The following is a 23901-nucleotide window of genomic DNA, read 5'->3' on the forward strand; positions in this document are numbered from 1 at the left end:
AAGACAGCCTCTTTTTTTATGCGGTATAGGTGGCGATACGATAAAATTCCTACACCTTTTTGTCAATTCTTATTCAAATCCCCTGACAATCGGCAGGACAATGTGGCTGGGACGGGTACCCCCGTGATGGATAGTCTGTTGTGCTATCCTTGTTTCCGAATCACTGCCTAGGGGCTTTCCGGTGTTGGGATTTCGGTCAAATTGCGGAAAGTTGCTGGAGGTAATATCGATCCGTATCCTATGACCTGGCTTGAATACATTAGCGGTTCCCATCATTTCGATTTCAAACTCATACACCTCATTTGGTGTCAGCAAATTCACCTTATCCAATCCATCCTTAAACCTAGCCCGTAGTATCCCTTCAGATACGGGGTAAGCACTGCCATCCGGATAGACATCGATCAGCTTTATCATCCAGTCGGTATCCGGCCCGTCTGTGGCCGCATGCAGTTTCATCTTGATCGGACCGGCAACTGCCAAGGATTCGGTCAGGTATTCAGAGGTATAAACCAACACGTCATTTCTTCGCTCGATATCCCGTTGATCCTTTGGGCCAGCGATAGTGGGCGTACCACAACAGTTGTTTCCTCCGTAAGTCATCACCGGGTGGTTGGGGTCGTAGGCGTACTTATCTATCCCTGCTTTTGATGGCTTTTCAAAGGTCAACTTCCCTCCTCCCCGCAGTGTATTGGCAGGACTGTCGCCTGTCAGAAACAATTCACGGTACCGAGTTCCCGGAACCGGCCAATCATCCTCGTGCCTCCATTGATTTTCACCCATGTAGAAAATTCGAACCGGCTTCTCTTTATCCAGCCCATTCTGTATCCCCTTCAGGTGATAGTCGTAAAAACGAAGCTCTTCCTCGTATAAGTCGACAAACGCATGGGCACCAAAGTCCAAATCTCCGAACTTGGTTCCGGGACCGTGTCCCCAAGGCCCTACCAACAATTTGGTTCCCTGCCGGGCCGCAGGTGTGCCGCCCCTCGCTTTCATTCCCGTATAACCGTTTAAGGTACCCATCAGAAAGATATCAAACCAACCTCCGGTATTATAGGCTGGAACCAACACCTTCTCGAAACGTTCCTCATCGCTGATCTCCTTCCAGTAAGCATCGTAACTATCATGCTCAATCCAATCCCTATAGTGCTGCACAGCATACCCGCCGCTTTGGAGATCGCCGTCTTTAAGAGGCAAATGCATCAGGATGTTCTCATACCTCAATTCCTCCGGGGTATAGGACGCTGTATGCCAATATTGAGGCAACATGATCCTATTTGGCATTCGAACCACGCCCCACCCATAATTGAAGCTAAGGCGGTATGCGCCGCCCATGGTAAGCCAATTTGCATAAATATTAGTGGAGGCAACTGAAGGAAAAATCGCATCCAGACTTGGTGGGGATTGCGTAGCTGCCGCCCATTGGTTATGACCCAGATACGATCCCCCCTGCATGGCAATCTTGCCGTTGGAGAATTCCTGTTTCGCTATCCATTCGATTGTATCGTATCCATCATTGGCTTCATCCCGAAAAGGTTCCCACTTCCCATCACTCTCGTACCTGCCTCTGACATCCTGTACAATGCCTACATACCCCCTTTGGGCAAACTTGGTCATACGTTCATGGTGCACATTTTCACGCTGTAGGCCATAGGGAGTCCTAGTTACAATAACCGGGTACTTTCCTGGATTCTTGGGCATGTAGAGATCCGCATACAGAATTGTGCCGTCCCTCATGGGTATGGCCTGTTGTCGCAGTATTCGTACCTCGTTTAGGACTGGGTCGGACTCAGTAAGTGTAGGCGGCACCTCAGAAAACGAACCCAGTACCACTAAGACAACAAAGAGCATCGATACCCTAATAACCCAGCGGGAAGATCCTACGCTGATTCGAAAAAGACTTACAGGTGATATCATATAGAAACGAATGGTTTGGTGAATTGCTTTATGCCCTACAAGCTATCCATTCTTTTTATCAATATCAATACATTGGTATCCAAAAACCCCTCAAAAATACATAAAAGGCTATTCCAAAAAACGGAAGGACAGCCATTACCCACATTTCTTTAACCGGGCATTCCGATCCTTTTGATAAGAAGTTTGTACCTTCACCATGTTAAACAACTTGGATGGAAATACTACTTGGAAAAGAACGGGCTATACTACTGAAAGAAAAAGCGGTATGGATACCGTCAAGGAGGTCTCTATTGCTTGCAGATCCACACTTTGGCAAAGCCGGTCACTTTCGCAAAGCGGGTATTCCCATCGCTGAATCCGCGCATGAACGGGACTACCATACCTTGGCAAGACTGCTGGCCGATTACCGGCCAGCACATGTTTTTTTTCTGGGCGATTTGTTTCATAGTGCCTGGAACATACAATGGGAGGCCTTGGAATCCTTTCTCAAACATTTCACAGAGGCAACTTTTCACCTGATACGAGGCAACCACGACGTGCTTCCTGACTCCGTATACTCCTCTTCCATTTTGCAGGTACACAACACATGTGTCCAAATGGGTAAGTTATGTCTACAACATGAACCTCCCCTGGATTTGGACACCTCCACTTTTTTCCTATGCGGCCATATACATCCCGGGGTAACCCTTAAAGGAAGGGGACGCCAACGAATGACGATGCCCTGCTTCTTTCTGAAGGGAAGCACCCTCATTTTACCTGCGTTTGGTAATCTCACAGGATTGTACGCCATGAAGCCCACTCCCGGTGACCGCGTATTCTTGGTTACGCCAACCCAAGTAATTCCAATGAATTTATCCGATAAGGTTGGTTTAGACGCGACATCTCGTTAATTTTGACGGTTTAGAGTACTGAAAATGGTCAAACCGCAGCGCAAAAAAACGAATCTAGGCAGCTACAAATTCGGCAGCGTTCTATTTGGTATTACCCTGTCTTTGTTTATCACCGGCTTAGTTGGATTGATTTTGCTGCAGGCAAAGGCTCTCACGTCTCTTATCCGTGAAAACATCGAAATCCAGGTGTTTTTAAACAAAAACCTCTCGGATCAGGAGATAAAAAAAATTGAAAACATAATCCAGTCAAAACCCTATATTCTTGAAAAGGAAGGGGAAAAACGCTTCACCTATATTTCCAAGGCCCAAGCTGCCGAAATATTCACAACGGAAATAGGAGAAGACTTTACCCAGTTTCTCAATGAAAACCCGCTAAGGGATACATTCACATTCTCAGTAGAGGAATCTTTTCAAACACCTGAACTTTTAGAAGACATTGTTAGGGAGATACAGCTGATGGAAGGGGTGTTTGAAGTGACCTATATGAACGATCTCGTTGAGTCCATAAACAAGAATCTGGTGAAAGTAAGCATGTTTCTCGGAGCGTTTGTGTTGATCCTCTTGATCACAGTCATCATCCTTATCAATAATACCATTCGGTTGGCACTGTTTTCACAACGATTTCTTATACGAAGTATGCAGTTGGTAGGCGCTACCAAGGCTTTTATCAGGAGGCCATTTCTTTGGAGGGCGTTTATTTTCGGATCCTTTGGCGGAATCCTTGCTTCGGCGATGCTTTTTGCGCTTATGGAATATGGCAGGCAAATGATCGAAGGATTTAATCTACTATACAACCTGGAATGGCTATTGATCCTTTTTGGTGGATTGGTATTATTGGGTGCCATACTCTCGCTGATAAGCACGTTGAGAGCAGTAAATAAGTACCTGAATATGTCACTGGATGAACTTTATTAACGCCGTTAAACCATAAATGATTGTATTATGAAAAATGCTTTTCCTTTTAAGCGTAAAAATTACCAGCTGATGATCATTGGGCTTGCCATGATCATCTTGGGCTTTACCATCATTGGGTTGGACGGAGAGCCTCATGGTTTTGGTTTTATGGGACTGACCCTTGGGCCTATCGTTACCTTGGGAGGGTTTATGTTCCAGTTTTACGCTATTTTTCATCAACCTAAAAATTAATTCATGACCCTCTTTGAAGCCATCGTCTTGGGCATTGTCCAAGGCTTGACCGAATTTTTGCCTGTCTCTTCCAGTGGGCACCTGGAGATTGCCGCTGTTTTGTTGGGAACAACCTCGCTTCCGGAAGAAAGTCTCCTTTTTACCGTAGTAGTGCATTTTGCCACAGCACTGAGTACCATTGTCGTATTCCGAAAGGATATCCTTGAAATCCTGAAAGGCTTGCTAGCGTTCCGATGGAACGATGAAACCCAGTTTGTCTTTCGGATTATACTCTCGATGATCCCAGCCGTCGTTATCGGGTTGTTTTTTGAGGAGGAACTGGAGCAGTTTTTTGGTGGAAAGATTATCTTTGTTGGCAGCATGCTGCTGATCACTGCACTTCTCCTTTTTCTCGCCGATAGGGCCAAAAATACCGGCAAACCTGTCTCCACCACGCACGCTATCATCGTTGGGCTTGCACAGGCAATCGCGATGCTGCCGGGTATTTCCCGATCCGGTGCTACGATTTCTACTTCTGTATTATTGGGCATTGATAAAGAAAAAGCTGCCCGATTTTCTTTCCTAATGGTACTTCCATTGATAATAGGCAAAATAGGCAAGGACATCGTAGACGGTGCCCTAAATTATGAAAGCGAAGGATTTGGGGTAATGGCGGTTGCATTTGTCGCAGCCTTCATAGCCGGTCTATTTGCTTGTTCTTGGATGATTCAGCTGGTAAAGAAAAGTAAGCTGACCATATTTTCCGTTTATTGCCTGATAGTAGGGCTTATAGCAATTGTAGGTGGATGGATCGTGTCATGACAGACGAGGGTATCGTCTTTTTGATCGACAAGCCGTATGGCTGGACGTCATTTGATGTCGTAAAGAAGGTAAGGAATGCATTGCGAGTCAAAAAAGTAGGCCATGCAGGCACTCTTGATCCACTTGCTACCGGACTCCTAGTCGTATGTGCCGGTAAGATGACCAAACAAATCGACCGCTACCAAAGTCAGGAAAAAGAATACGAAGGAACCTTTGTGATCGGGAAGACAACGGAGTCCTTTGATTTGGAACGGGAAATCAAAGATGTTTCGGAGATTGGCCATATTCAGGCAGAGGATCTGTTGGCTGCCAGTACAAAGCTGACAGGTGACCTTTTGCAGGTGCCACCTATGCATTCGGCCATTAAAAAAGATGGGAAGCGGGTATACCTAGCCGCCCGAAAAGGTGAAACAGTGGAAATGGATCCTAGACCGGTGACGGTCAGCGATTTTGAAATTACAGGCGTTAACCTGCCAGAAGTCCACTTTCGGATTGTTTGCTCCAAGGGGACCTACATACGAAGCCTCGCCCGAGATTTTGGAGAGCTTCTGGGGGTTGGGGCATATCTATCGCGCCTGGTCAGAACCCGGATTGGAAACCTTCGTTTAGATGATGCAGATCAATTGCCAGACCTAATCGAAAAATTGAAAGAAGCGCGGCATGAAAATCCATAGGGATTTGAATAAACTCCCAAAAATCAAGAACCCCGTGGTGACGATTGGCACCTTTGACGGCGTTCACCTTGGTCACCAGAAAATACTGGTGAGACTTCAGGAGATTGCCGCGCAAAACGGCGGAGAGTCTGTTTTGGTTACCTTTTGGCCGCATCCCCGTCTGGTACTGAAACCTGAAAGCCCCCCCATCAAATTGCTTTCAACCGAAGCTGAAAAGCAACGTTTACTGGCTTCTTTCGGTATTGATCATCTCATCAGCATTCCTTTTGATTCAGAATTTGCGGCAACGACTTCGGAGGATTTTATCCAACAGATCCTGGTGGAGAAAATAGGTACCCAAACACTGGTAATCGGGTATGACCACCGATTTGGCAAAGGCCGAGAAGGCGGGTTTGAGTATTTGCAGGCAAACCAGGAGCGGTTCGGCTTTGAATTGGAAGAGATTTCAAGGGAAGATATCGACCAAATTGGGATTAGTAGCACCAAGGTTCGTCACGCATTGGAATCCGCTGACCTGCAGACTGCCAGAAACTTTCTGGGAAGGCCCTATGAGCTTTCCGGAACGGTTATAAAAGGGAACCAATTGGGAAGGGAACTCGGTTATCCGACAGCCAACATATACCCGTCAGAACCCCATAAACTCATACCAAAAGATGGTGCCTACGTGGTTAGGGTCACCCACCGAGGGTCTGAATTCAAAGGAATGCTGAATATAGGAAACCGGCCAACGCTCTCCGAATCGCCTCAGACCATAGAGGTTCACCTCTTCGATTACGAAGGGGATCTGTACGGAGAGACATTGGAAATCCATTTTCTCAGATATCTCCGAGGCGAAAAAAAATTCCAAAATCTCGCCGAATTGAGAGCACAACTGGAAAAAGACAAAAACGAGGCACTGGCCTTTTTTCGAATAAACTAGGAAAGACCCGGCAAGGGCACGCCAAAGGCTCCAAAATATCGGATAGCCGGATTTAAAAACAATAATTATAGAAAGATGAAGAAATCAGAAATCAACTTCTCAGTTACACTTGACGAAAAAAACCTTCCCAAGTCTATTGAGTGGAATGCCACCGACAAGGAAGCGGAGGGCATGGAATCTACCCGGAGCATAAGCCTGAACGTCTGGGACAACTTAAACCATAACACCCTGCGCATCGATCTTTGGACTGATGACATGTCGGTAGTCGAGATGAAACGCTTTTATATAGACATACTGGGCGGGATGGCACAGACGATCCTAAATGCCACGGGCGACGAGTATTACGCAGAAGAAATAAAAGACCTTTGCGACAGACTGGTAACGCACGTGAATGAAGAAAATAAAAAACAATAATTGTCCTTATACTTTGCCTGATTTATCTCGAATGAAACGGTTATTCCAATTTTTTAAACCGTTTCATTTGCAAAAATTACCAAAATTTAATTATCACAGGAAGACATCCTAATTTTTTGATAAAATACATAGGCAGCAATTTGCCGATCTAATGATTTAGCATTAAAAATTGCCAAATTTCAAATTTAAATTGAAAAAAAACACCTAGAAAATTCACCAACTTTTTGGTAAATTTCGTTTAGATCATCATTAACCAAGGCAAAACAGTAAACAGCTTTCAACAAAAAATCCATTTTAAGCACAACGGCAACAAATTCAATTAGTTGAGTACGATAAACCTAAAATCTATATGCAGCACACGTACCTCTTTACCAAAAAAGTATCGTTGTTGGTTTTCTTGGGTGCCATCCTACTGCTGCCAGCAGCGGTAGCCCAACAAACCATCATCTCGGGAAAAGTAACCGAATCAGATACCAAAGATGCACTTATCGGCGTCAATATCCTTGTCAAGGGACGGGTATTGGGAACAGTAACGGACATTAATGGTAACTTTAACCTACAGGTAAACCAATCGCCTCCCCTTACTTTGGTGTTTTCCATGGTTGGTTTTACTACCCAGGAAATTGAAATCACCCAGGCGGAGGTAAGGGGACTGAACGTTTCCTTGGCAGAGCAAACCTTTCTGGGACAGGAAGTGGTGGTATCGGCGTCCCGCGTAGAGGAGAGCATCCTGCAATCTCCGGTATCTATCGAGAAAATGGACATTTTGGCCATCCGGGAAACAGCCTCCGACTCCTACTACAAAGCCATCGCCAATCTAAAGGGGGTAGATGTCACCTCGTCCTCGATCAATTTTCAAATCCTTAATGCCCGCGGGTTCAACTCTACCGGAAACACCCGATTTGTGCAGCTAACGGACGGAATGGATACTCAGGCTCCGGCATTGAACTTCCCTATAGGCAACCTGAACGGTCCCTCTGAGTTGGATGTTGAGAGCGTGGAATTTATACCAGGCGCGGCATCTGCGCTATATGGCCCCAACGCATTTAATGGTATCCTACTGGTAAACAGTAAAAGCCCCTTCGAGTACCAGGGACTAAGTGCTTTTTACAAGCAAGGATTCAACCATATTAACGGGAGACCCGGTGAGCCCACTTCGCCCCAACCCATGTATGAGGGTGCAATTCGGTATGCACATGCATTTAACAACAAGTTCGCATTCAAGATCAGCGCATCTTTTCTTGAGGCAACCGACTGGCATGGCACTGACCCAACCGACCTAAACCGCGAGGCACAGGGCAATCTGCCCTTTAACCCCGGCGAGAATCAGGTACACGTATTCGGGGATGAGGTATCCAACAATATCGGTCTCCTCCGCAACGTGGCTGCCATCCAAGCACAAGCAAACGCACTTGGTTTGGGAGGTTACATTGGCAGTATCCCAGACCAGATCGTTTCGAGAACCGGATATGAAGAACGGTATCTAGTGGACTATGGCGCAAAAAACTACAAACTCAACGGTGCACTACACTACCGGATCAACGACCGGTCCGAACTTTCCTATACCCTGAACTATGGAGCGGGCACCTCGGTATATACAGGCGCACAACGGTACTCGCTAAACAACTTCCACATCACCCAGCACAAGCTGGAGCTAAAAGGGGACAACTACTTTGTAAGGGCCTACACTACCCGAGAAGACTCCGGTGATTCCTACATAGCCGACCTCCTCGGTGTAAACATCAACGATGCGTGGAAAAACAACGCGACGTGGTTTGGGGAGTATACCCTGAACTACATGGGGGCACTGGCACAGCAGCAGGTAGCCCCCGGTGCCATGGGAACGGCAGCTCAGCAAGCGCAGGCCCATCAATTTGCAAGGCAACAGGCGGATGTAGGGCGATTTGCACCGGGATCCGCGCAGTTCAACCAAGCTGCCTCCCAAATCCGTAGCCAAGTGATTCCTCAAGGAGCACTTTTCAATGACCAATCCCAGATGAATATGGTGGAAGGTCAATATAATTTTAAAAATGAAATCCAGTTTATGGACCTGTTGGCGGGCGGTTCCTATCGTATCTACGACCTACGGTCCAACGGTACCATATTTGCGGATGTGGAGGGGAATGATATCACCATTCAAGAGATAGGGGCCTTTGTACAGGGAGCCAAACGGGTAGCAAATGATAAGCTTAAAATCACCGGATCCATCCGGTACGACAAAAACGAGAACTTCGATGGTCAGTTCAGTCCCCGGATTTCTGGTGTCTGGACGGAGGGAAACAGCAATTTTAGGGCATCTTACCAAACCGGCTTCCGAATGCCTACTACCCAAGGCCAACATATTGACCTTAACGTGGTTTCTGCGCGACTGATCGGTGGCCTACCATTTTACCGGGAAAAATACAACATATTTGATAACGCCTTTAGTCTAGCTTCAGTACAGAGGTATGCAGCAGCAGTCGGTGCAGGTGCCAGCCCGGTTGATCCAGCGGCAACGGCATTGCTCCAACGTGTAGAGTCTCTTCCCGATCTCCGACCGGAACAAGTGCAATCCATGGAAGTCGGATACAAAGGACTGCTCAACAACAACCGATTGTTGATAGATTTTGCCTACTACTACAACATCTACAACGATTTCATCACACAGACCGCGGTACGGAAAGCGCCAGGTCCGGTATTTCCCGGAGCCGCACTGAACACCGATCAGGGGGCGATCAATGCCATCAATGCCCCAACCCTTCTCACTCCGGTAACCATACCCGGTCAGGAAAACACCTTTCAGACGTACACAAACGTGGTGGACAGAGAGGTCAGGGCACATGGTGCCGCTATCGGTATTACCTATAACTTACCGAAGAACTACACTATAAGCGGAAACTACAACTTTAACCGGCTGATCACCGAGTTTGAAGAAGGGTTCATATCGGATTTCAACACACCGGAACACAAAACAAACATCATGTTCGGCAACAGAAAGGTAACCAAAACCCTTGGTTTCAACGTCGCCTATCGATACCAAACGGGCTTCAGGTGGGAGTCTTCCTTTGCGCAAGGAGATGTACCGGAGTTCCACAATGTAGACGCGCAAGTTAGCTATCGGTTAAGCAGCCTTAAGAGCATCGTAAAACTGGGAGGTTCGAACGTATTCAACAACCGATACATTCTCAATTTTGGAGGCCCGACCATCGGTGCTATCTACTACCTCTCCATCACGTTCGACGAACTTTTGAACTAAAACCTGCCCATAACCATGAAAACGATCATCAAATCAATATTCGTAGTTCTTCTGGCGCTGGCGGCAGCCTGTAATTATGACTTTCCTGAAACGCCAGTAGTAGAACCAAGTGCCGGACAAGCGGACTTTACCAAAATGGTAACGTTAGGTTCATCCATTACCGCCGGTGTCATGGATGGTGCACTTTATAACCGATCCCAACAGAACTCCTTCGCGGTGATCTTGGCCCGTCAAATGCAAGAGGTGGGTGGCGGCCCCTTCAATGTGCCGGAGATCAACGCAGAAGTCGGTTTCTTTGGACCGGGACCTGGGGGAATAAGCTTGGGCAGACTCATCCTACGCGCCAACCCCACCACTGGTACTATTCTTCCGGATCCCATCGTTCCGGGCAATCCAATTACCCCCTTCACGGGAAATAAGGCTGCTCTGAATAACTTTGGCGTAAACAGAATCAGTCTTGGCACCGCATTGATACCAGAAACCGGTAACATCAACCAACCCAACCATCCGGCTTTCAATGCAGAGTATGCCCGTTTTGCCAGCAATCCAGGAAGCTCTACGTTGGTGGGTGATGCAGCGGCAGCGTTAGCAAACGGCGGAACATTCTTCACCTTCTGGCTGGGCAAAAACGATGTTCTGGGGTATGCACTTACCGGCGCATCCAATCCTTCAATTCTAACCTCTGATGCGGATTTTGCCAGCAGGTACAGCCTTGCCCTTGGCGCTATGCTACAGGCGAACCCGGAGGCTAAGGGGGCCGTTGCCAATATTCCCAACATAAATGTGCTCCCTTATTTTACCCTGATCCCGTGGAATGCGCTCCCTCTCACCTCAGCACAGTTGCCCCTCGCAAACGCAGCTTACCAAGCATACAACCAGGGATTGGACCAAGCATTGGCGGGGAACTTCATCACCGCAGAAGAAAGGAACCTACGCAGGATCTCCTTCCAAGTGGGGGCCAATGGTTTTGTAATGAGCGATGAAACCCTTACCGATTTGTCCGCATTCGGGCTACCCTCTATACGTAAAAGCAATGCGAACGACCGCGCAACTCTACCACTGGCACAGGTGCTTGGCACCACTGTGGGAGGCAATCCGCTGAATATTGTCGGGTTAACAATTCCAGTAGGCGATGAATACGTTTTGATCCCCTCAGAGATAGCGGAAATCTCCCAAAAAATCAATACATTCAATACCATCATAGCAAATGCGGTGCAAGCCCAGAGCACTCGATTGGTTTTGGTAGATATCCACAATCTGTTGAACCGTGTACTGCAAGGCCAAATCAATGCCGGTGGGGTAGCCCTGACAGCGAGCATCGTTCCCCCTGCCGGAGGTTTTTCCGTCGACGGTGTACACCCCAATGCGAGGGCCAGTGCATTTATCGCCAACCATTTTATTGAGGTAATTAATGAAAAATGGGGATCTACGATACCGAAAGTAAACCCCAATGAGTTTATGGGAAATGACCTTCCCCGATAGCATCAAATACAATAACAAAACCAAAAAAAATACAAAAGGATCAGCTGCCCATTCCGGATCAATGGGTAGTTGGTCCTTTTTTTACTATCCGTACCATCAGCTCTGGACTATCGAATTTATAAGTTTAATGCAGGGGAAGGATTCACCGACATGTCTACTATAGCGTTTCCTGGACGCATGCAATCACTCGGGCCAAGTCATCCTCAGTAAGGTTAGAGCCACTTGGAAGGCAAAGTCCTTTATCAAAGAGGGAAGAAGCGACGGATCCGCCCACAAAGGGCATCTCCTTGTAAAGCGGCTGAAGGTGCATGGGCTTCCAGATAGGCCTTGCTTCAATATTGCTCTTCATGAGACCTATCCGAATATCCTCGCGGGTAATACCAGCCGTCAAATCAGGACTAACGAGGAGCGTACTTAGCCAGCGATTCGAATGGGAACCCGCAGGTTCATCTTTGAACACCAGTCCTTCAAATTCTTGCAGTTCGGCTTTGTAACGCGCAAAATTACGACGTCTCTGATCTATCCGAATGGAAAGCACTTCCATCTGTCCGAGGCCTATTCCGGCAGAAATATTACTCATCCGATAGTTATATCCCAACTCAGTATGCTCATAATGGGCATAATCCTCCCTCGCTTGTGTCGATAGAAACAGGGCACGGTCTACGAATGCCTTGGTTTTGGAAACAAGCGCCCCCCCACCGCTGCTGGTGATTATTTTATTTCCATTGAAGGAGAATACCCCGATATCACCGAAGGTACCACAAAATTTTTCCTGATACGTTGACCCAAGTGCCTCAGCCGCATCCTCGATAATGGGTATGCCATAGCGGTCGGCTACTTCGCGTATTTCATGCCATTTTGCGGGCATACCATATAGGTCAACTGCTACGATCGCTTTGGGGAGTTGCGCCCTAGCGCCGATCTTACCTGAAAGACAGTGCTTGATCGCATCCTCAAGTGCCTGCGGGCATAGGTTCCAGGTATCAGGCTCGGAGTCAACAAAAACAGGAAGTGCTTCTTGGTAACGAATTGGGTTTGCGGAAGCTGCAAAGGTTAGGCTCTGACAGATTACATAATCGTCCTTTTCCACCCCCAAAAGAATCATCGCCAAATGGAGCGCAGCCGTACCTGAGGAAAGCACCACTGCATGACCGCACCCGGTAAATTTGACGATTTGCTCCTCAAATGCGTCTACATTGGGACCGTGCGGGGCTACCCAATTTGATTCAAAGGCCCTCTTGACATAAAATTCCTCGCTGCCTCCCATATGAGGAGAGGAAATCCAAATCTTGGCCGATTTTCCCTGCGAGAATCCAACCCGGGCTTTGTCTATAGCTTTTTCCATAGAATCATTGGTTAACCGGTTTGGTAATAGACTCAAAAATTCCATACTCTCTCACCACTGGGCGGTTTCACTTGAAACAGCCCGCTCAACTGTCGAAATAACGGAAATTTTTATTGAATAAGAGAACTATCCCGGAGGAATATTTTCACCTCGAAAATCAAAACCTACTCTTTCGTTAAATGGCGATTTAATTGTTACCGTTAAACGGCGGCATCGGCTCCGTTGGGCTATGATTGACCCCCTCCCTTGTAAACACCTTAACCAGGGTTAAACAGATAATGCGAATGTCAATAAAAAAACCAATCCTATCTACGTATTCCGCGTCATATTCAAATTTACGTGTCCAAGAAATGGAATTCCGACCATTTACTTGAGCCAGACCAGTAATTCCCGGCCGTACTTCGTGTCGCCTTGCCTGCATGGCAGAGTAAAGGGGCAAATACTCGACTAAAAGTGGCCTAGGCCCCACCAAACTCATGTCCCCTTTTAGCACATTGATCAGCTGCGGAAGTTCATCCAACGACAGTGCACGTACCCGGCTTCCAAATGCCGTGATTCGCTGGCCATCTGGAAGCAGTAAACCAACCGCATCCCTTTTATCATTCATTGTCTTGAACTTCAATATGTTAAATGGCTTTTGGTTTTGTCCGATCCGTTGTTGACGAAACCAAACATTACCGGGGTTTTCAATGAAAAGAATGCATAATACGATTAAAAATACAGGGCTAAAAACCATCAAAGCGATACTCGCCCCAAAAATATCCATTGCTCGTTTAAAATATTTTTTGTAAATCATGCTGGGAAACGATTTTCCAACCATCGCTCAGAGTATCCTCAAAAGAGAAAATAAACAGGATTAGAATGGAAAAGCCCGTTAGTACTGGAACTAAAATTACACAATAGAAATGAAATATCTGTTACTGTCTGTCTCTTTTGCCTTTTTGATTGCGTGTAACCACAAAACCGATACCTATTCCGAACTTGGAAACAACGGTTGGCTGAAAGGGAGCGATGAAGAAAAAATGGAGGAGATTGCCCACCAACTCGGTGGTTTTAGTCGAACCATGGTAGAAGTCAGTTATCGGTACAGTGAACTGTATTGGGCAGGCGAAGACCAAAATTGGAAATATGCAGAACATCAGCTTGAGCATCTGGTAGAAGCCCTAGAAGATGGCCTCACCCGGAGACCAGTCCGAGCTACGTCCTCAAAGGATTTTTTGGAAAAAACGGTTCCCTCTGTAGAGGAAGCCATTGCCAGCGAAGACAAAGCGGTCTTTGACGAAGGTTTCCGAACACTGACCCTCGGATGTAACGTCTGCCATGCCAAAGAAGGGGAAGGATTTATTCGAATCCAGAAGCCACTTGTGCGAAGCTCACCTGTACGCTTTTGATAATCCCTATAGCAAATGACTGAAATAGCTTAGAAAGTACGCTTTGGCCCTTTCCAAGTCGTCGGGAGTATCAATTGCCACGGCCTGATGTTCCGTATGGATCATTTTGATACGAACGCCATTTTCCAATAACCTTAGCTGTTCCAGCATTTCAGTCCGTTCCAGTCCGGATTTCTCCCACTGGGTAAAGGCCATCAAAAGCTCCTTTCGGTAGGCATAGATACCGATATGACGATAGTAATTGACCCTAGCCGGAGATTCCCGTATGTACGGAATAGGAGACCGACTAAAATACAGTGCAAACTGATCCTTGTCAATGACCACCTTTACCGTATTGGGGTTTTGGACCTGGGCTCCATCGGTAATGGTTGTCATGAGAGAAGCCACCTGAACAGTCGGATCCGTAAAGGTTTCCACCAACTCGCTCAATGACACCCTATCTTGAAAGGGCTCATCGCCCTGAACATTAACCACCACATCCGCATTCATCTCCGCAGCGGCCTCTGCTATCCGGTCTGAACCGCTTTCGTGCTCCTGCCTGCTCATAAATACCGACCCTCCTTCCGCTTGAACCACCCGAGCGATATCTTCGTGGTCAGTTACCACCACTACCTCGTCAAAAACCCCGGTAGCTACCGTACTTAAATAGGTTCGCGCAATTAGGGGCTTCCCGTAAAGGTCTGCCATCAGTTTGGCAGGAAATCGAGTGGCGCCAAACCTGGCAGGAATAAGCGCAATTGTTTTCATGTGTTTATAATTGTAATGAATTTAGCCAGTACAAACTCCCAAGTTAGGGGTAAAATTAGACAAAATTCGTGCTATAATTCGGCGGTATTCCAAAAAATAGCTGCCTCCGTAAAAAGTACTTTCGACTTAATCGGTGCACAAAGAGGGGTAAAAAAATCAACAATCCAACTGCCGATACGACCAACCGTCATACTTTTTGCTTATTTTTAAAAGTAAATCAAATCTATGGTTCTGATTCATAGGTAAAATCGCTAAATCCAGAAATAAATCGTTTACCACCCATTCACACAAACCATGAAACCAAACTTACCACACTTTCTAGTCGTGCTGCTTGGACTCTTTGTCTTCCCCCTCTTTGGGCAACAATCGGAATACGTGTCTTTCCATTACGAAAAACATGAATATAGAATCCCCATGCGCGATGGAGTTCATTTGCATACGGTCGTCTACACACCCAAAGACAAAAGCAAGGCATATCCCATATTAATGCAACGAACCCCCTACAGTGCAGGGCCGTATGGCGAGGGCAATTTTCGTACTTCTATTGCCCCCTCTCCCTATTTAATGGAGGATGGCTATATTGTAGTCTACCAAGACGTACGGGGAAGGTGGATGTCAGAGGGAGCTTACGACAATATGCGTCCGACCCTCCCCGTAAGGAATAATAAATCCAAGGAGATAGACGAAAGCACGGACACCTTTGATACGATTGATTGGTTGTTGAAAAATGTGAAAAACCACAACGGAAAGGTAGGCATGTGGGGAATTAGCTATCCGGGTTTTTATTCCGCTGCAGCTCTGCCGTTTGCTCATCCCAACCTCAAAGCCGTATCTCCCCAAGCTCCGATCGGAGACTTTTATTTTGACGACTTCCACCACAATGGGGCCTATTTTCTGAGCTACTGGCTGGCCACCACTGTCTTTGGATACCAAAAACCAGGGCCGACGGACGAGCCATGGTACGAGATGGTTGATCCAGGGACAAGGGATGGATACCAGTTTTTTATGGACATGGGTTCCCTAAAAAACGCTGACAAGTACTACGGAGAAGACAATTTCTTTTGGCAACAGCTGAAAGAAAACCCAGATTACAACGAGTTTTGGCAAAAACGATCTATCATTCCACACCTTAAGGACATTAAGCCCGCCGTCATGACCGTGGGTGGGTGGTTCGACGCAGAAGACCTCTACGGACCACTCTCAATCTATAAAACAATCGAAAAAAACAGTGAATCTGCCTACAACACCCTCGTAATGGGCCCTTGGTCCCATGGCGACTGGGCCGGTGAACCCGGTGCCCAAACCGTATCCAGCATGTATTTTGGGGATTCCCTTTCCACTTGGTATCAAAAAGAAATTGAATTCGTGTTTTTTGACCATTTTCTGAAGGGGCCTGGAGACGGAAAAACGGGATTACCAGAAGCATATCTATTCGATACAGGCACCAACCAATGGGAAACCTTCGCTCAGTGGCCACCAAAGGAGGCCAGAAAAGTGAATTACTACTTGCAGGATGAGGGAAAACTGACCACCGAGCAACCCGATGGATTCGGGTACCAGGAATTTATCTCAGACCCAAAAAAACCGGTACCTTACAGCCAGGACATCAAGCTGAATTTTACGCCCAGAAAATACATGGCAGACGATCAGCGGTTCGCCGCGAGGAGACCGGATGTACTTGTGTTCGAAACGGATGTACTTGACGAGGACATCACCCTTGGAGGGGAAATTATGGCAAGATTGCGCGTGTCGACCAGTGAGACAGACGCAGACTGGATCGTAAAACTTGTCGACGTATTTCCTGGAGACACGCCAAACCACGATTACGTGCAGGAAGGCATGGACATGGGCAACTACCACCTGAAGGTTAGATCGGAGGTCATCCGGGGAAGGTATCGAGAGAGCTTCTCAGACCCCAAGCCATTCGTGCCCCATGAGGTGACTGAGGTAGACTTTAGGCTCCAGGATGTGCTCCACACGTTCAAAAAAGGCCACAAAATTCAAATTCAGATCCAAAGTACCTGGTTTCCACTGATCGACCGGAACCCTCAACGATACGTAGAAAACATCTTCAAGGCAGCGGATAGCGATTTTGTGAAAGCGACGCATAGGGTCTATCACTCTATCTCCCACCCCACCCACCTGGAGGTTCAGGTATTGGAAAGAAAGTGAGTCTTAGCCCACACATACCAATAATAGCGCAAATACTACCCAAAAAAGCCATTATAAACCTACAAATCCTGTCCAATTCATTTAACCATCAACCAGAATGTACAAAGCACTTCTTGTAGTATTGACTGTCATGCCCTCCTTTCTGTTCAGCCAGGTTCCCACGGTAACGCGAAACCAGGTAGTCGCCCGGATGGTGGATGAGGTAGAGGTCGATAATCTTCGAAATTACCTCGAAAACCTGGTAGGATTTGGTAGCCGACATACCCTAAGTGAAGATCAGCCTACCCGTGGAATAGAAGCGTCCAGGCAATATGTGCTGGCACTATTCAATGAGTTCGCCAAGACTTCTGGGGGAAGACTAACCGCCGAAATCGACTACTATACTGAAAAGGCCGATGGCCGTCGGGTAGATAGGGATACCCGAACCGGCAATGTGATGGCAACACTCAAGGGTACCGACCCAAACGATGACCGGGTTTTTCTAGTGAGCGCCCACATTGACACCCGGGTCTCGGATGTAATGGACAGGCAAAGCGACTCGCCAGGTGCCAACGACGATGGTTCGGGTGTGGTGGCCGTGTTAGAGATGGCCCGAATACTTAGCAAGCGACCCTTCCCGGCCACGATCGTGTTTGCCATTGTCTCAGGCGAAGAACAAGGCTTGCTAGGTGCCGACTACCTCGCCAAAAAAGCAAAGACCGAAAACTGGAACTTGGTGGCCATGCTGAACAACGACATGATAGGCAACAGTGCCTCCAATGGCACCCAGTTGCGGGACAATACCAGACTTCGGGTATTCTCAGAAGGGATCCCCATGGTGGAAACCGAGCAGATGGAGGCCATCCGAAAAGTCACAAATGGGGAAAACGACAGCAAGTCACGGCAGCTTGCACGTTATATCAAAGATGTGGGCGAACGCTATGTAGATCAGTTGGAAATAAAACTCATTTACCGAAATGACCGATTTATGCGGGGTGGAGACCACACACCCTTTGCCCGGCAGGGATTTACTGCCATCCGTCTTTGCGAGTTCAATGAAAATTATTACCAACAGCACCAGGACCTTCGAACCGACGATGGAGCGGATTATGGAGACCTTATAGACCACATTGACTATGAATACCTGCGCAAAAATACCGCGGTAAACGTGGCCGTACTGGCAAACCTGGCCTCTGCACCTTCCGTCCCACGGGACGTGTCCCTAGACCTAAGCCCGAGGGCTGTTTCTATCGAGAACATAAACCATACACTGTTGAAGTGGAATGATCCTGAACAGGGTACTGCTACTGGCTATTACGTATTGATGCGGGAAACCAGTGCATCGATGTGGGAGAAGAAGTTTTACACTACCGACAAATCCCTGATGCTTCCTTACTCCAAAGACAATTACTTCTTTGCTGTTCAAAGCGTAGGGGAAGGCGGGGTTGAAAGTCTTGCTGTCTTTCCCCAGCCCGTTAGATGATAGGGAATGCTGCATTTAGCACATGAATAAACGCCAAAAGGGCTTTCCCAACGTATTGGAAAAGCCCTTTTGGCGTTTATTATCAAACATTATCGGTTAAAAAGTGCACTCTTGTTGATATGACCATCGGTATCCACATACCAGTTCGCATATTGCTGACCTCCTGATTTAACCCAGTCGGCAAAACGCAGATAAGCTTTTGTGAAATCAACCTTTTCGGAAGTATAACCAACACTGCGTGGTATGTGCAGTGCCCAATTGAATCCTCGTTTACTAACAAAGTAGCGGCTTTGACCTGGCACTGATTGATCATCACCTGATCCGAACAACGATACGTCCATCAGATCTGTGGGCTTTTTGTTCATCAAGTGCACCTCTCTGGATCTATCCTGATTGACTATCATAAAAGGATTGTAGGGGGCAGAACCAAGGTCCGTCTTTCTCACCGCCTCGGTGAAAACGATGGTTATCCGAATCGTGTCTGCCGGATGGACCGTGTTCTCAGGATAAACGTTGGCCATAACCGGGAAATTTCGGTTCACGTCGTCAGCTACTACTACCGTTGTTAGACGCTGTCCATCCTCCACACCTGTTTGACGGGTCTTAACGTATCCGGCTGTATGTCGATACCCTTTTACAGATTCCACTTTATCGGCGGGTATGGGCAATTCCACCCCAAATCCATTTTTGAACGCCGCCCCGGTAGCACGAACGACCGCCGTAAAATTTACTTCTTTGATGCGGTTTTGTGCATCGGACACCTCATTTACCTGATAATCCACGACCAAGTCATTTAGGTCATAATCACCGTAACTTGGCCAAAGATCTTCGAACAGCAATGTTCCGAAGGTTGCCTTTCCAGGTGAATAATTGTTGAATGCACGGGCTGGGTCATCTGGGTATTCATCGGTTTCATCGGATACACCATCGCCGTCCCGGTCTTTAATGTCGGCTTCTATTTTGGCATAATCCGATAAATCCACACTGGTGATCGGATTCCAGGAAGCGTAGAATACCACGTCATTGAAATCATGGTCACATCCACTCTCATCGCGCTTGATGTCCTCCCAGCCCATTAGCAGAACCCGGTCCGTGGCATCGTACAAGAAGACCATGTGATCTCTCAAGTTGGTATCGCGAATGGAAGAATTCAGGTCTGGGTCCGCATACAAAGTCCATCTTCCCGCGGTAATGGCACTGTTTCTCCATCCATCTGCGATCAAAAACCAGCCAATGTTCGTCCCTTTTTCGAAAACGCCATCCAAGGGTCCCCGAAGCTTTACTTTATCTCCCGAGGCAAGCACGCCTGCCTGAATATTTGGGTAAATGACCGTTCGGTTTTTAATCTCTGCCGCTGTTTTGGGCTTTTCTCCATCTTTGTACCAATAATAACCGATCACGTTCCGGTATCCAGCTCCCGTATGCACATACGTGATCCATACTTCAGCATCTTCGTTCAGATGTAGCTCTCTAGAATATTTTTGATTTAAAAACTCAGGACTATGTTTCCTTACGTCCGCTCTCTCCGGCAAACTCGCATTTACATTTTTCAACAGTTGCGCGGATATTTTATCGGGCGTTTCCAAATAATTAGGCCGTCCTTGGGAGTTCCACGTGCCAAGGTTCAGAAGATCGGAAACTGTTTCGACCCGAGCATTGGCGGATTCAGTAGTTTGGTAAAAAGAATCGGGAAGAATACTCGGCTTTGCGGCATCGAAAGAATATACCACCTGCCTGCCAGTGACGGGTACCACCGCAATAGGTTCCACGCCAATGTAATCGCTTGTAAACCATAATTCATTTAAATGGCGGGGTATTTCCAAAGACGTAAGGCCAGTGCCCTGATCATTCAACCGAATTTGGGACATCTGCGTGCCACCTTTTGAAGGATTGCCATCGTAAACCCTGTAAACAACGTGAGGAATGGCTATACCCTCTCCTGTTACGGCCGAAACCGTCAGCTCAACTTGCTTTGTAGTAGAGAAATCAAACCCACTCGGGACGGTGATACCCAAGTACCCCTCTCTGATTTCGTCCAGTGGAGTTCGGTCGATGGTTTCACGGAAATCGCAGGAGCTGATTGCTGTGAACATCGCAAGTGTTAGAATTAATAAGCTGTTTGTTTTCATAATCGTAATGGAAAAGTTTCCGTCTCTTATAAACGTTATGTAAAAGTACGCTAAAGAGAAAGGCCAGATGAAAATAGTAGTTCAAATGCATCTACTGATCGCCAAAACCACCAAAAGAATCGACAAACAGCAACCCAGAAAATGGATACCCTACAAAGTACCCACCAACGCCTTCAAATAAGTTCCGTACCCACTTTTTCCGAGTCTATCTGCAAGCCTGAGCAATTGGTTGTCGTCAATGTAACCGCTTCGGTAAGCAATTTCTTCTATGCAGCCAATTTTAAGCCCCTGCCGCTCTTCAATTACCTCTACAAACTGACCTGCCTGTAACAGTGACTGATGGGTGCCTGTATCCAACCAAGCCGTTCCCCGGTTCAGAATGCCTACATTCAGTTTACCGTTCTTTAGATATACGTTATTGACATCGGTTATTTCCAGTTCGCCCCGCACGCTGGGTTTGATGTTCTTTGCTATCTCTACCACATTATTGTCGTAAAAGTAAAGTCCCGGAACAGCATAGTTGGATTTGGGATGGGCAGGTTTCTCTTCTATGCTGATCACTTTTTCGTCTTTATCAAATTCGACCACACCATAACGCTCCGGATCATTGACATGGTAGGCAAATACAACACCCCCATCCGGGTCGGTATGCTTTACCAAAGTAGGCTGCAAACCAGTACCATAAAAGATGTTATCCCCCAGGATCAATGCCACCTTGTCATCCCCAATAAATTCCTCTCCGATGATAAAGGCTTGGGCCAAGCCCTCCGGTTTTGGTTGAACCGCATAGGAAAACCGGCAGCCAAGTTGGGATCCATCTCCCAACAACTTCTGAAACGAACCGATATCCTCCGGCGTCGAAATGATCAAAATATCCTGGATAAAGGACATCATCAGTACAGATAAGGGATAGTAAATCATCGGTTTATCGTATACCGGCATCAACTGCTTGCTCACGGCTATGGTAAGCGGGTAAAGGCGGGTTCCAGAACCCCCTGCTAAAATAATTCCTTTCATGTGTTTATAATTGTTTTTTAGAGGTCACAACTTAGTCCCGGTTCATCGGGACGCCTACCTTCCGGCAGGCAGGTCACATAAAAATGGTCATCCCAGTGTGTGACTTCTAGGTTAAGCCTGCCTGTCCGGTAGGCAGACTCAATTTCATATAGCTGTTTTATCATGTGTTATAAAAATAAAAACATAAAATTATAAAAATTACGAACAAATCGAGATAATTTCGCCTGAAAATTCGATGCCTTTTTTATCACAAAAAATGGCACCAGACGTTAATAGTTAAACGAAACCGCCGAAAGCCACCTATGAAAATCATGCAGAATATAAAGCCAAACACTGCCACTTCCCTTTTGTTCTTTTTCCTGTTCCTTCTGTTTCACCACGTTTCCCACGGCCAAAGTTTCTATAAGGAGAAAATTCCTCGGGAGAATTACCTGCAGGCCGGCTTCGGCCCATCGTTTATGTACGCCGATAACGGCGGTTCGCTCGCCCGCTTGGATTTCAACGTCAGACCCTCTCTATCTGTGAGCTATGCCAGAAGCATCAACTCTCACGTTGATCTGCGGACCACCTTTGGGTATCAGTTTTACAAAAGCCGCGAAATGTCCTATTATAACAGCAATATAATCGATGGTTGGGTACAACGTGAACAAGCGGTCGAAGCGAGCTCGAATATCATTTTTGCGGATGTGATGCCCACATTTAATTTGTTCCAACAGGATGGACATGCCTACAGAAACCAAATCAACCTATATGGAGGTGCCGGGCTTGGCATACTCATGGCCATCAATCGGGAAACTATGGTAAAAAACCATGCTACCTACATTGAAAACAAGATCCGCTCTTCAGTTTACCTGCCCGTTCGGGGAGGGATTTGCTACAAGCTAGACCTCTACTCAGACTTGGCCTTCGAAGCTGGTTTTTTGGTGTCCTTCTCGGATAAGATCGATGGTCTAAACCAATACAATGCATTTACAGACATTCTGTTCCAAGGACAGATCGTCTATCGCAGATACCTGTCCAAGTTCAGGGGGGTAAACTGACCATTTTTGGCAGAATCGGGAACTTTTGAACAGATACCGTGTTATTAAATGTATATACATTAATTTCCGTAAATCGGTTTTATCTATGACACGCATCAAAACAATCAGACAGCTCGGTGCACAATGGGTCACCCAGGATCCTTTCTTATTCTGTGCCTACCATCACGATGTATTTCCCCGCGGAAATGGACAATTGGGTCCGGACGCATCGTTGGAAGGCCGCCTCATTGGGCGGGATTTTCAGGAAAAGGACGGCTGGAGCATGTACCATGGCAGCAAAATACCTGGATTTCCCTCCCATCCCCATAAAGGCTTTGAAACGGTCACAATAGTAGAAAAAGGACTGGTGGATCACTCTGATTCATTGGGTGCGGCAGGCCGCTTTGGAGAAGGTGACGTACAGTGGATGACCGCCGGGCGTGGTGTGATGCACTCGGAGATGTTTCCCTTGCTCAACGAGGACGAAAAGAACGAACTGTTACTCTTTCAAATCTGGCTAAACCTCCCGAAGAAAAGCAAGGAAGTTTCCGCACATTTTCTGATGATGTGGCATGAACTCATCCCTGTAAAGCGCGTCGTAGATGAAGGTGGCCGCGAATCATCCATCAAAGTGATAGCCGGCAAGCTTGGGGATGTGCAAGCGCCTACGCCTGCTCCGGATTCATGGGCAGCAGATCCGGCCAATGAAGTGCAAATCTGGCATATCCACATGCAGCCGGGTGCCAAGCTAACCCTTCCGGCAGCGTCAAAAGGCATCAACCGAACCTTGTTCTTCTACTCTGGTGAGTCTATCGAAGTGGAAGGCAGGCTTATTCCTGAAAGGCATTCTTTAGATCTGGAGCCAACCGAGGAAACATCCATCCAAAACGGGACTAAAACGGGTCATTTCCTGTTTCTTCAGGGAAAACCACTGGGCGAACCAGTGGTGCAGCACGGCCCCTTTGTAATGAACAGCCATCAGGAAATCCAGCAGGCCATCTATGACTTTCAGCGTACGCAATTTGGCGGATGGCCATGGCCAAGCCAAGAACATACCCATCCGAAAGACCGGGGCAGATTTGCCCTACATGCGGATGGACGCGAAGAAGTGAAATAAACCAAAAGGGCCTGTACAAACAAGTTT

21 protein-coding genes are annotated in these 23901 nt (G+C 47.0%); 14 read left to right on the top strand and 7 right to left on the bottom strand.

Annotated elements, in window-relative coordinates; all coding sequences use genetic code 11:
• Nucleotides 1-69: 69 nt before the first annotated feature.
• On the bottom strand, nucleotides 70-1914 hold the full coding sequence (locus tag ADIS_RS00070; RefSeq protein ID WP_051113232.1) for a CocE/NonD family hydrolase: 1845 nt from the start codon (nucleotides 1912-1914) through the stop codon (nucleotides 70-72).
• A gap of 212 nt (nucleotides 1915-2126) precedes the next feature.
• On the opposite strand from ADIS_RS00070, the gene pdeM reads away from it, so the two are divergent.
• The 9 genes from pdeM (at nucleotide 2127) to ADIS_RS00115 (ending at nucleotide 11475) form a co-directional block, all read left to right on the top strand.
• The gene (gene pdeM / locus ADIS_RS00075) at nucleotides 2127-2804 is read left to right on the top strand and encodes a ligase-associated DNA damage response endonuclease PdeM (protein WP_010852171.1); all 678 of its coding nucleotides are present in this window, start codon (nucleotides 2127-2129) and stop codon (nucleotides 2802-2804) included.
• Nucleotides 2805-2828: 24 nt separating this feature from the next.
• Nucleotides 2829-3719, top strand: coding sequence for a cell division protein FtsX (locus ADIS_RS00080; RefSeq protein ID WP_010852172.1), 891 nt, complete (start codon nucleotides 2829-2831; stop codon nucleotides 3717-3719).
• A gap of 27 nt (nucleotides 3720-3746) precedes the next feature.
• Nucleotides 3747-3950, top strand: coding sequence for a DUF3098 domain-containing protein (locus ADIS_RS00085; RefSeq protein ID WP_010852173.1), 204 nt, complete (start codon nucleotides 3747-3749; stop codon nucleotides 3948-3950).
• Between the two features lie 3 nt (nucleotides 3951-3953).
• Entirely contained in the window at nucleotides 3954-4751 is a 798-nt protein-coding gene (locus ADIS_RS00090) for an undecaprenyl-diphosphate phosphatase (RefSeq protein ID WP_010852174.1), read from the top strand.
• A complete protein-coding gene (gene truB, locus ADIS_RS00095) occupies nucleotides 4736-5425 on the top strand; it encodes a tRNA pseudouridine(55) synthase TruB (RefSeq protein WP_238325339.1) in 690 nt (229 codons plus the stop codon). Before ADIS_RS00090 ends, truB begins: the two co-directional genes overlap by 16 nt.
• Nucleotides 5426-5429: 4 nt before the next feature.
• Nucleotides 5430-6344 carry a bifunctional riboflavin kinase/FAD synthetase gene (locus tag ADIS_RS00100; protein WP_316931184.1) on the top strand — a complete coding sequence of 305 codons (915 nt, stop codon included), beginning with the start codon at nucleotides 5430-5432 and terminating at the stop codon, nucleotides 6342-6344.
• A 75-nt stretch (nucleotides 6345-6419) separates the two neighbouring features.
• Nucleotides 6420-6758 (top strand): gliding motility protein GldC, encoded by a 339-nt coding sequence (gldC, locus tag ADIS_RS00105; RefSeq protein WP_010852177.1) that lies wholly within the window; start codon nucleotides 6420-6422, stop codon nucleotides 6756-6758.
• 349 nt (nucleotides 6759-7107) lie between these two features.
• Entirely contained in the window at nucleotides 7108-9993 is a 2886-nt protein-coding gene (locus ADIS_RS00110) for a TonB-dependent receptor (RefSeq protein WP_010852179.1), read from the top strand.
• A 15-nt stretch (nucleotides 9994-10008) separates the two neighbouring features.
• The gene (locus ADIS_RS00115; protein ID WP_010852180.1) at nucleotides 10009-11475 is read left to right on the top strand and encodes an SGNH/GDSL hydrolase family protein; all 1467 of its coding nucleotides are present in this window, start codon (nucleotides 10009-10011) and stop codon (nucleotides 11473-11475) included.
• A 157-nt stretch (nucleotides 11476-11632) separates the two neighbouring features.
• Here the strand turns inward: ADIS_RS00115 and ADIS_RS00120 are convergent, their stop codons facing one another.
• Together ADIS_RS00120 and ADIS_RS00125 are read right to left on the bottom strand one after the other, a co-directional pair.
• Nucleotides 11633-12820 carry an aminotransferase class I/II-fold pyridoxal phosphate-dependent enzyme gene (locus ADIS_RS00120; protein WP_010852181.1) on the bottom strand — a complete coding sequence of 396 codons (1188 nt, stop codon included), beginning with the start codon at nucleotides 12818-12820 and terminating at the stop codon, nucleotides 11633-11635.
• A gap of 187 nt (nucleotides 12821-13007) precedes the next feature.
• Nucleotides 13008-13640 (bottom strand): sugar transferase, encoded by a 633-nt coding sequence (locus ADIS_RS00125; protein ID WP_316931185.1) that lies wholly within the window; start codon nucleotides 13638-13640, stop codon nucleotides 13008-13010.
• Nucleotides 13641-13725: 85 nt separating this feature from the next.
• Between ADIS_RS00125 and ADIS_RS00130 the strand changes: the two genes are divergently transcribed.
• A complete protein-coding gene (locus tag ADIS_RS00130; RefSeq protein ID WP_010852183.1) occupies nucleotides 13726-14211 on the top strand; it encodes a hypothetical protein in 486 nt (161 codons plus the stop codon).
• Nucleotides 14212-14217: 6 nt separating this feature from the next.
• Here the strand turns inward: ADIS_RS00130 and kdsB are convergent, their stop codons facing one another.
• Entirely contained in the window at nucleotides 14218-14958 is a 741-nt protein-coding gene (kdsB, locus tag ADIS_RS00135) for a 3-deoxy-manno-octulosonate cytidylyltransferase (RefSeq protein ID WP_010852184.1), read from the bottom strand.
• 294 nt (nucleotides 14959-15252) lie between these two features.
• Here kdsB and ADIS_RS00140 point away from each other — a divergent pair, with 294 nt between their 5' ends.
• Together ADIS_RS00140 and ADIS_RS00145 are read left to right on the top strand one after the other, a co-directional pair.
• Complete coding sequence (locus ADIS_RS00140; RefSeq protein WP_035804072.1) at nucleotides 15253-17130, top strand: CocE/NonD family hydrolase; 1878 nt, start codon at nucleotides 15253-15255, stop codon at nucleotides 17128-17130.
• A gap of 97 nt (nucleotides 17131-17227) precedes the next feature.
• Nucleotides 17228-18592: a M20/M25/M40 family metallo-hydrolase gene (locus tag ADIS_RS00145; protein WP_035804074.1), complete on the top strand. Its 1365-nt coding sequence runs from the start codon at nucleotides 17228-17230 to the stop codon at nucleotides 18590-18592.
• An 89-nt stretch (nucleotides 18593-18681) separates the two neighbouring features.
• Here the strand turns inward: ADIS_RS00145 and ADIS_RS00150 are convergent, their stop codons facing one another.
• The 3 genes from ADIS_RS00150 to ADIS_RS22835 all read right to left on the bottom strand — a co-directional run bounded on the left by ADIS_RS00150 (nucleotide 18682) and on the right by ADIS_RS22835 (nucleotide 21902).
• Nucleotides 18682-20721 carry an LruC domain-containing protein gene (locus ADIS_RS00150; RefSeq protein WP_035804076.1) on the bottom strand — a complete coding sequence of 680 codons (2040 nt, stop codon included), beginning with the start codon at nucleotides 20719-20721 and terminating at the stop codon, nucleotides 18682-18684.
• A 150-nt stretch (nucleotides 20722-20871) separates the two neighbouring features.
• Entirely contained in the window at nucleotides 20872-21738 is an 867-nt protein-coding gene (rfbA, locus tag ADIS_RS00155) for a glucose-1-phosphate thymidylyltransferase RfbA (protein ID WP_010852191.1), read from the bottom strand.
• A 17-nt stretch (nucleotides 21739-21755) separates the two neighbouring features.
• On the bottom strand, nucleotides 21756-21902 hold the full coding sequence (locus tag ADIS_RS22835) for a hypothetical protein (protein WP_010852192.1): 147 nt from the start codon (nucleotides 21900-21902) through the stop codon (nucleotides 21756-21758).
• A gap of 147 nt (nucleotides 21903-22049) precedes the next feature.
• On the opposite strand from ADIS_RS22835, the gene ADIS_RS00160 reads away from it, so the two are divergent.
• Nucleotides 22050-22778, top strand: a complete 729-nt coding sequence (locus ADIS_RS00160) for a hypothetical protein (RefSeq protein ID WP_155906952.1) — start codon at nucleotides 22050-22052, stop codon at nucleotides 22776-22778.
• Nucleotides 22779-22863: 85 nt separating this feature from the next.
• Entirely contained in the window at nucleotides 22864-23874 is a 1011-nt protein-coding gene (locus ADIS_RS00165) for a pirin family protein (RefSeq protein ID WP_010852195.1), read from the top strand.
• Nucleotides 23875-23901: the final 27 nt, after the last annotated feature.

This window comes from Lunatimonas lonarensis (assembly GCF_000390185.1).
Taxonomy (GTDB): domain Bacteria; phylum Bacteroidota; class Bacteroidia; order Cytophagales; family Cyclobacteriaceae; genus Lunatimonas; species Lunatimonas lonarensis.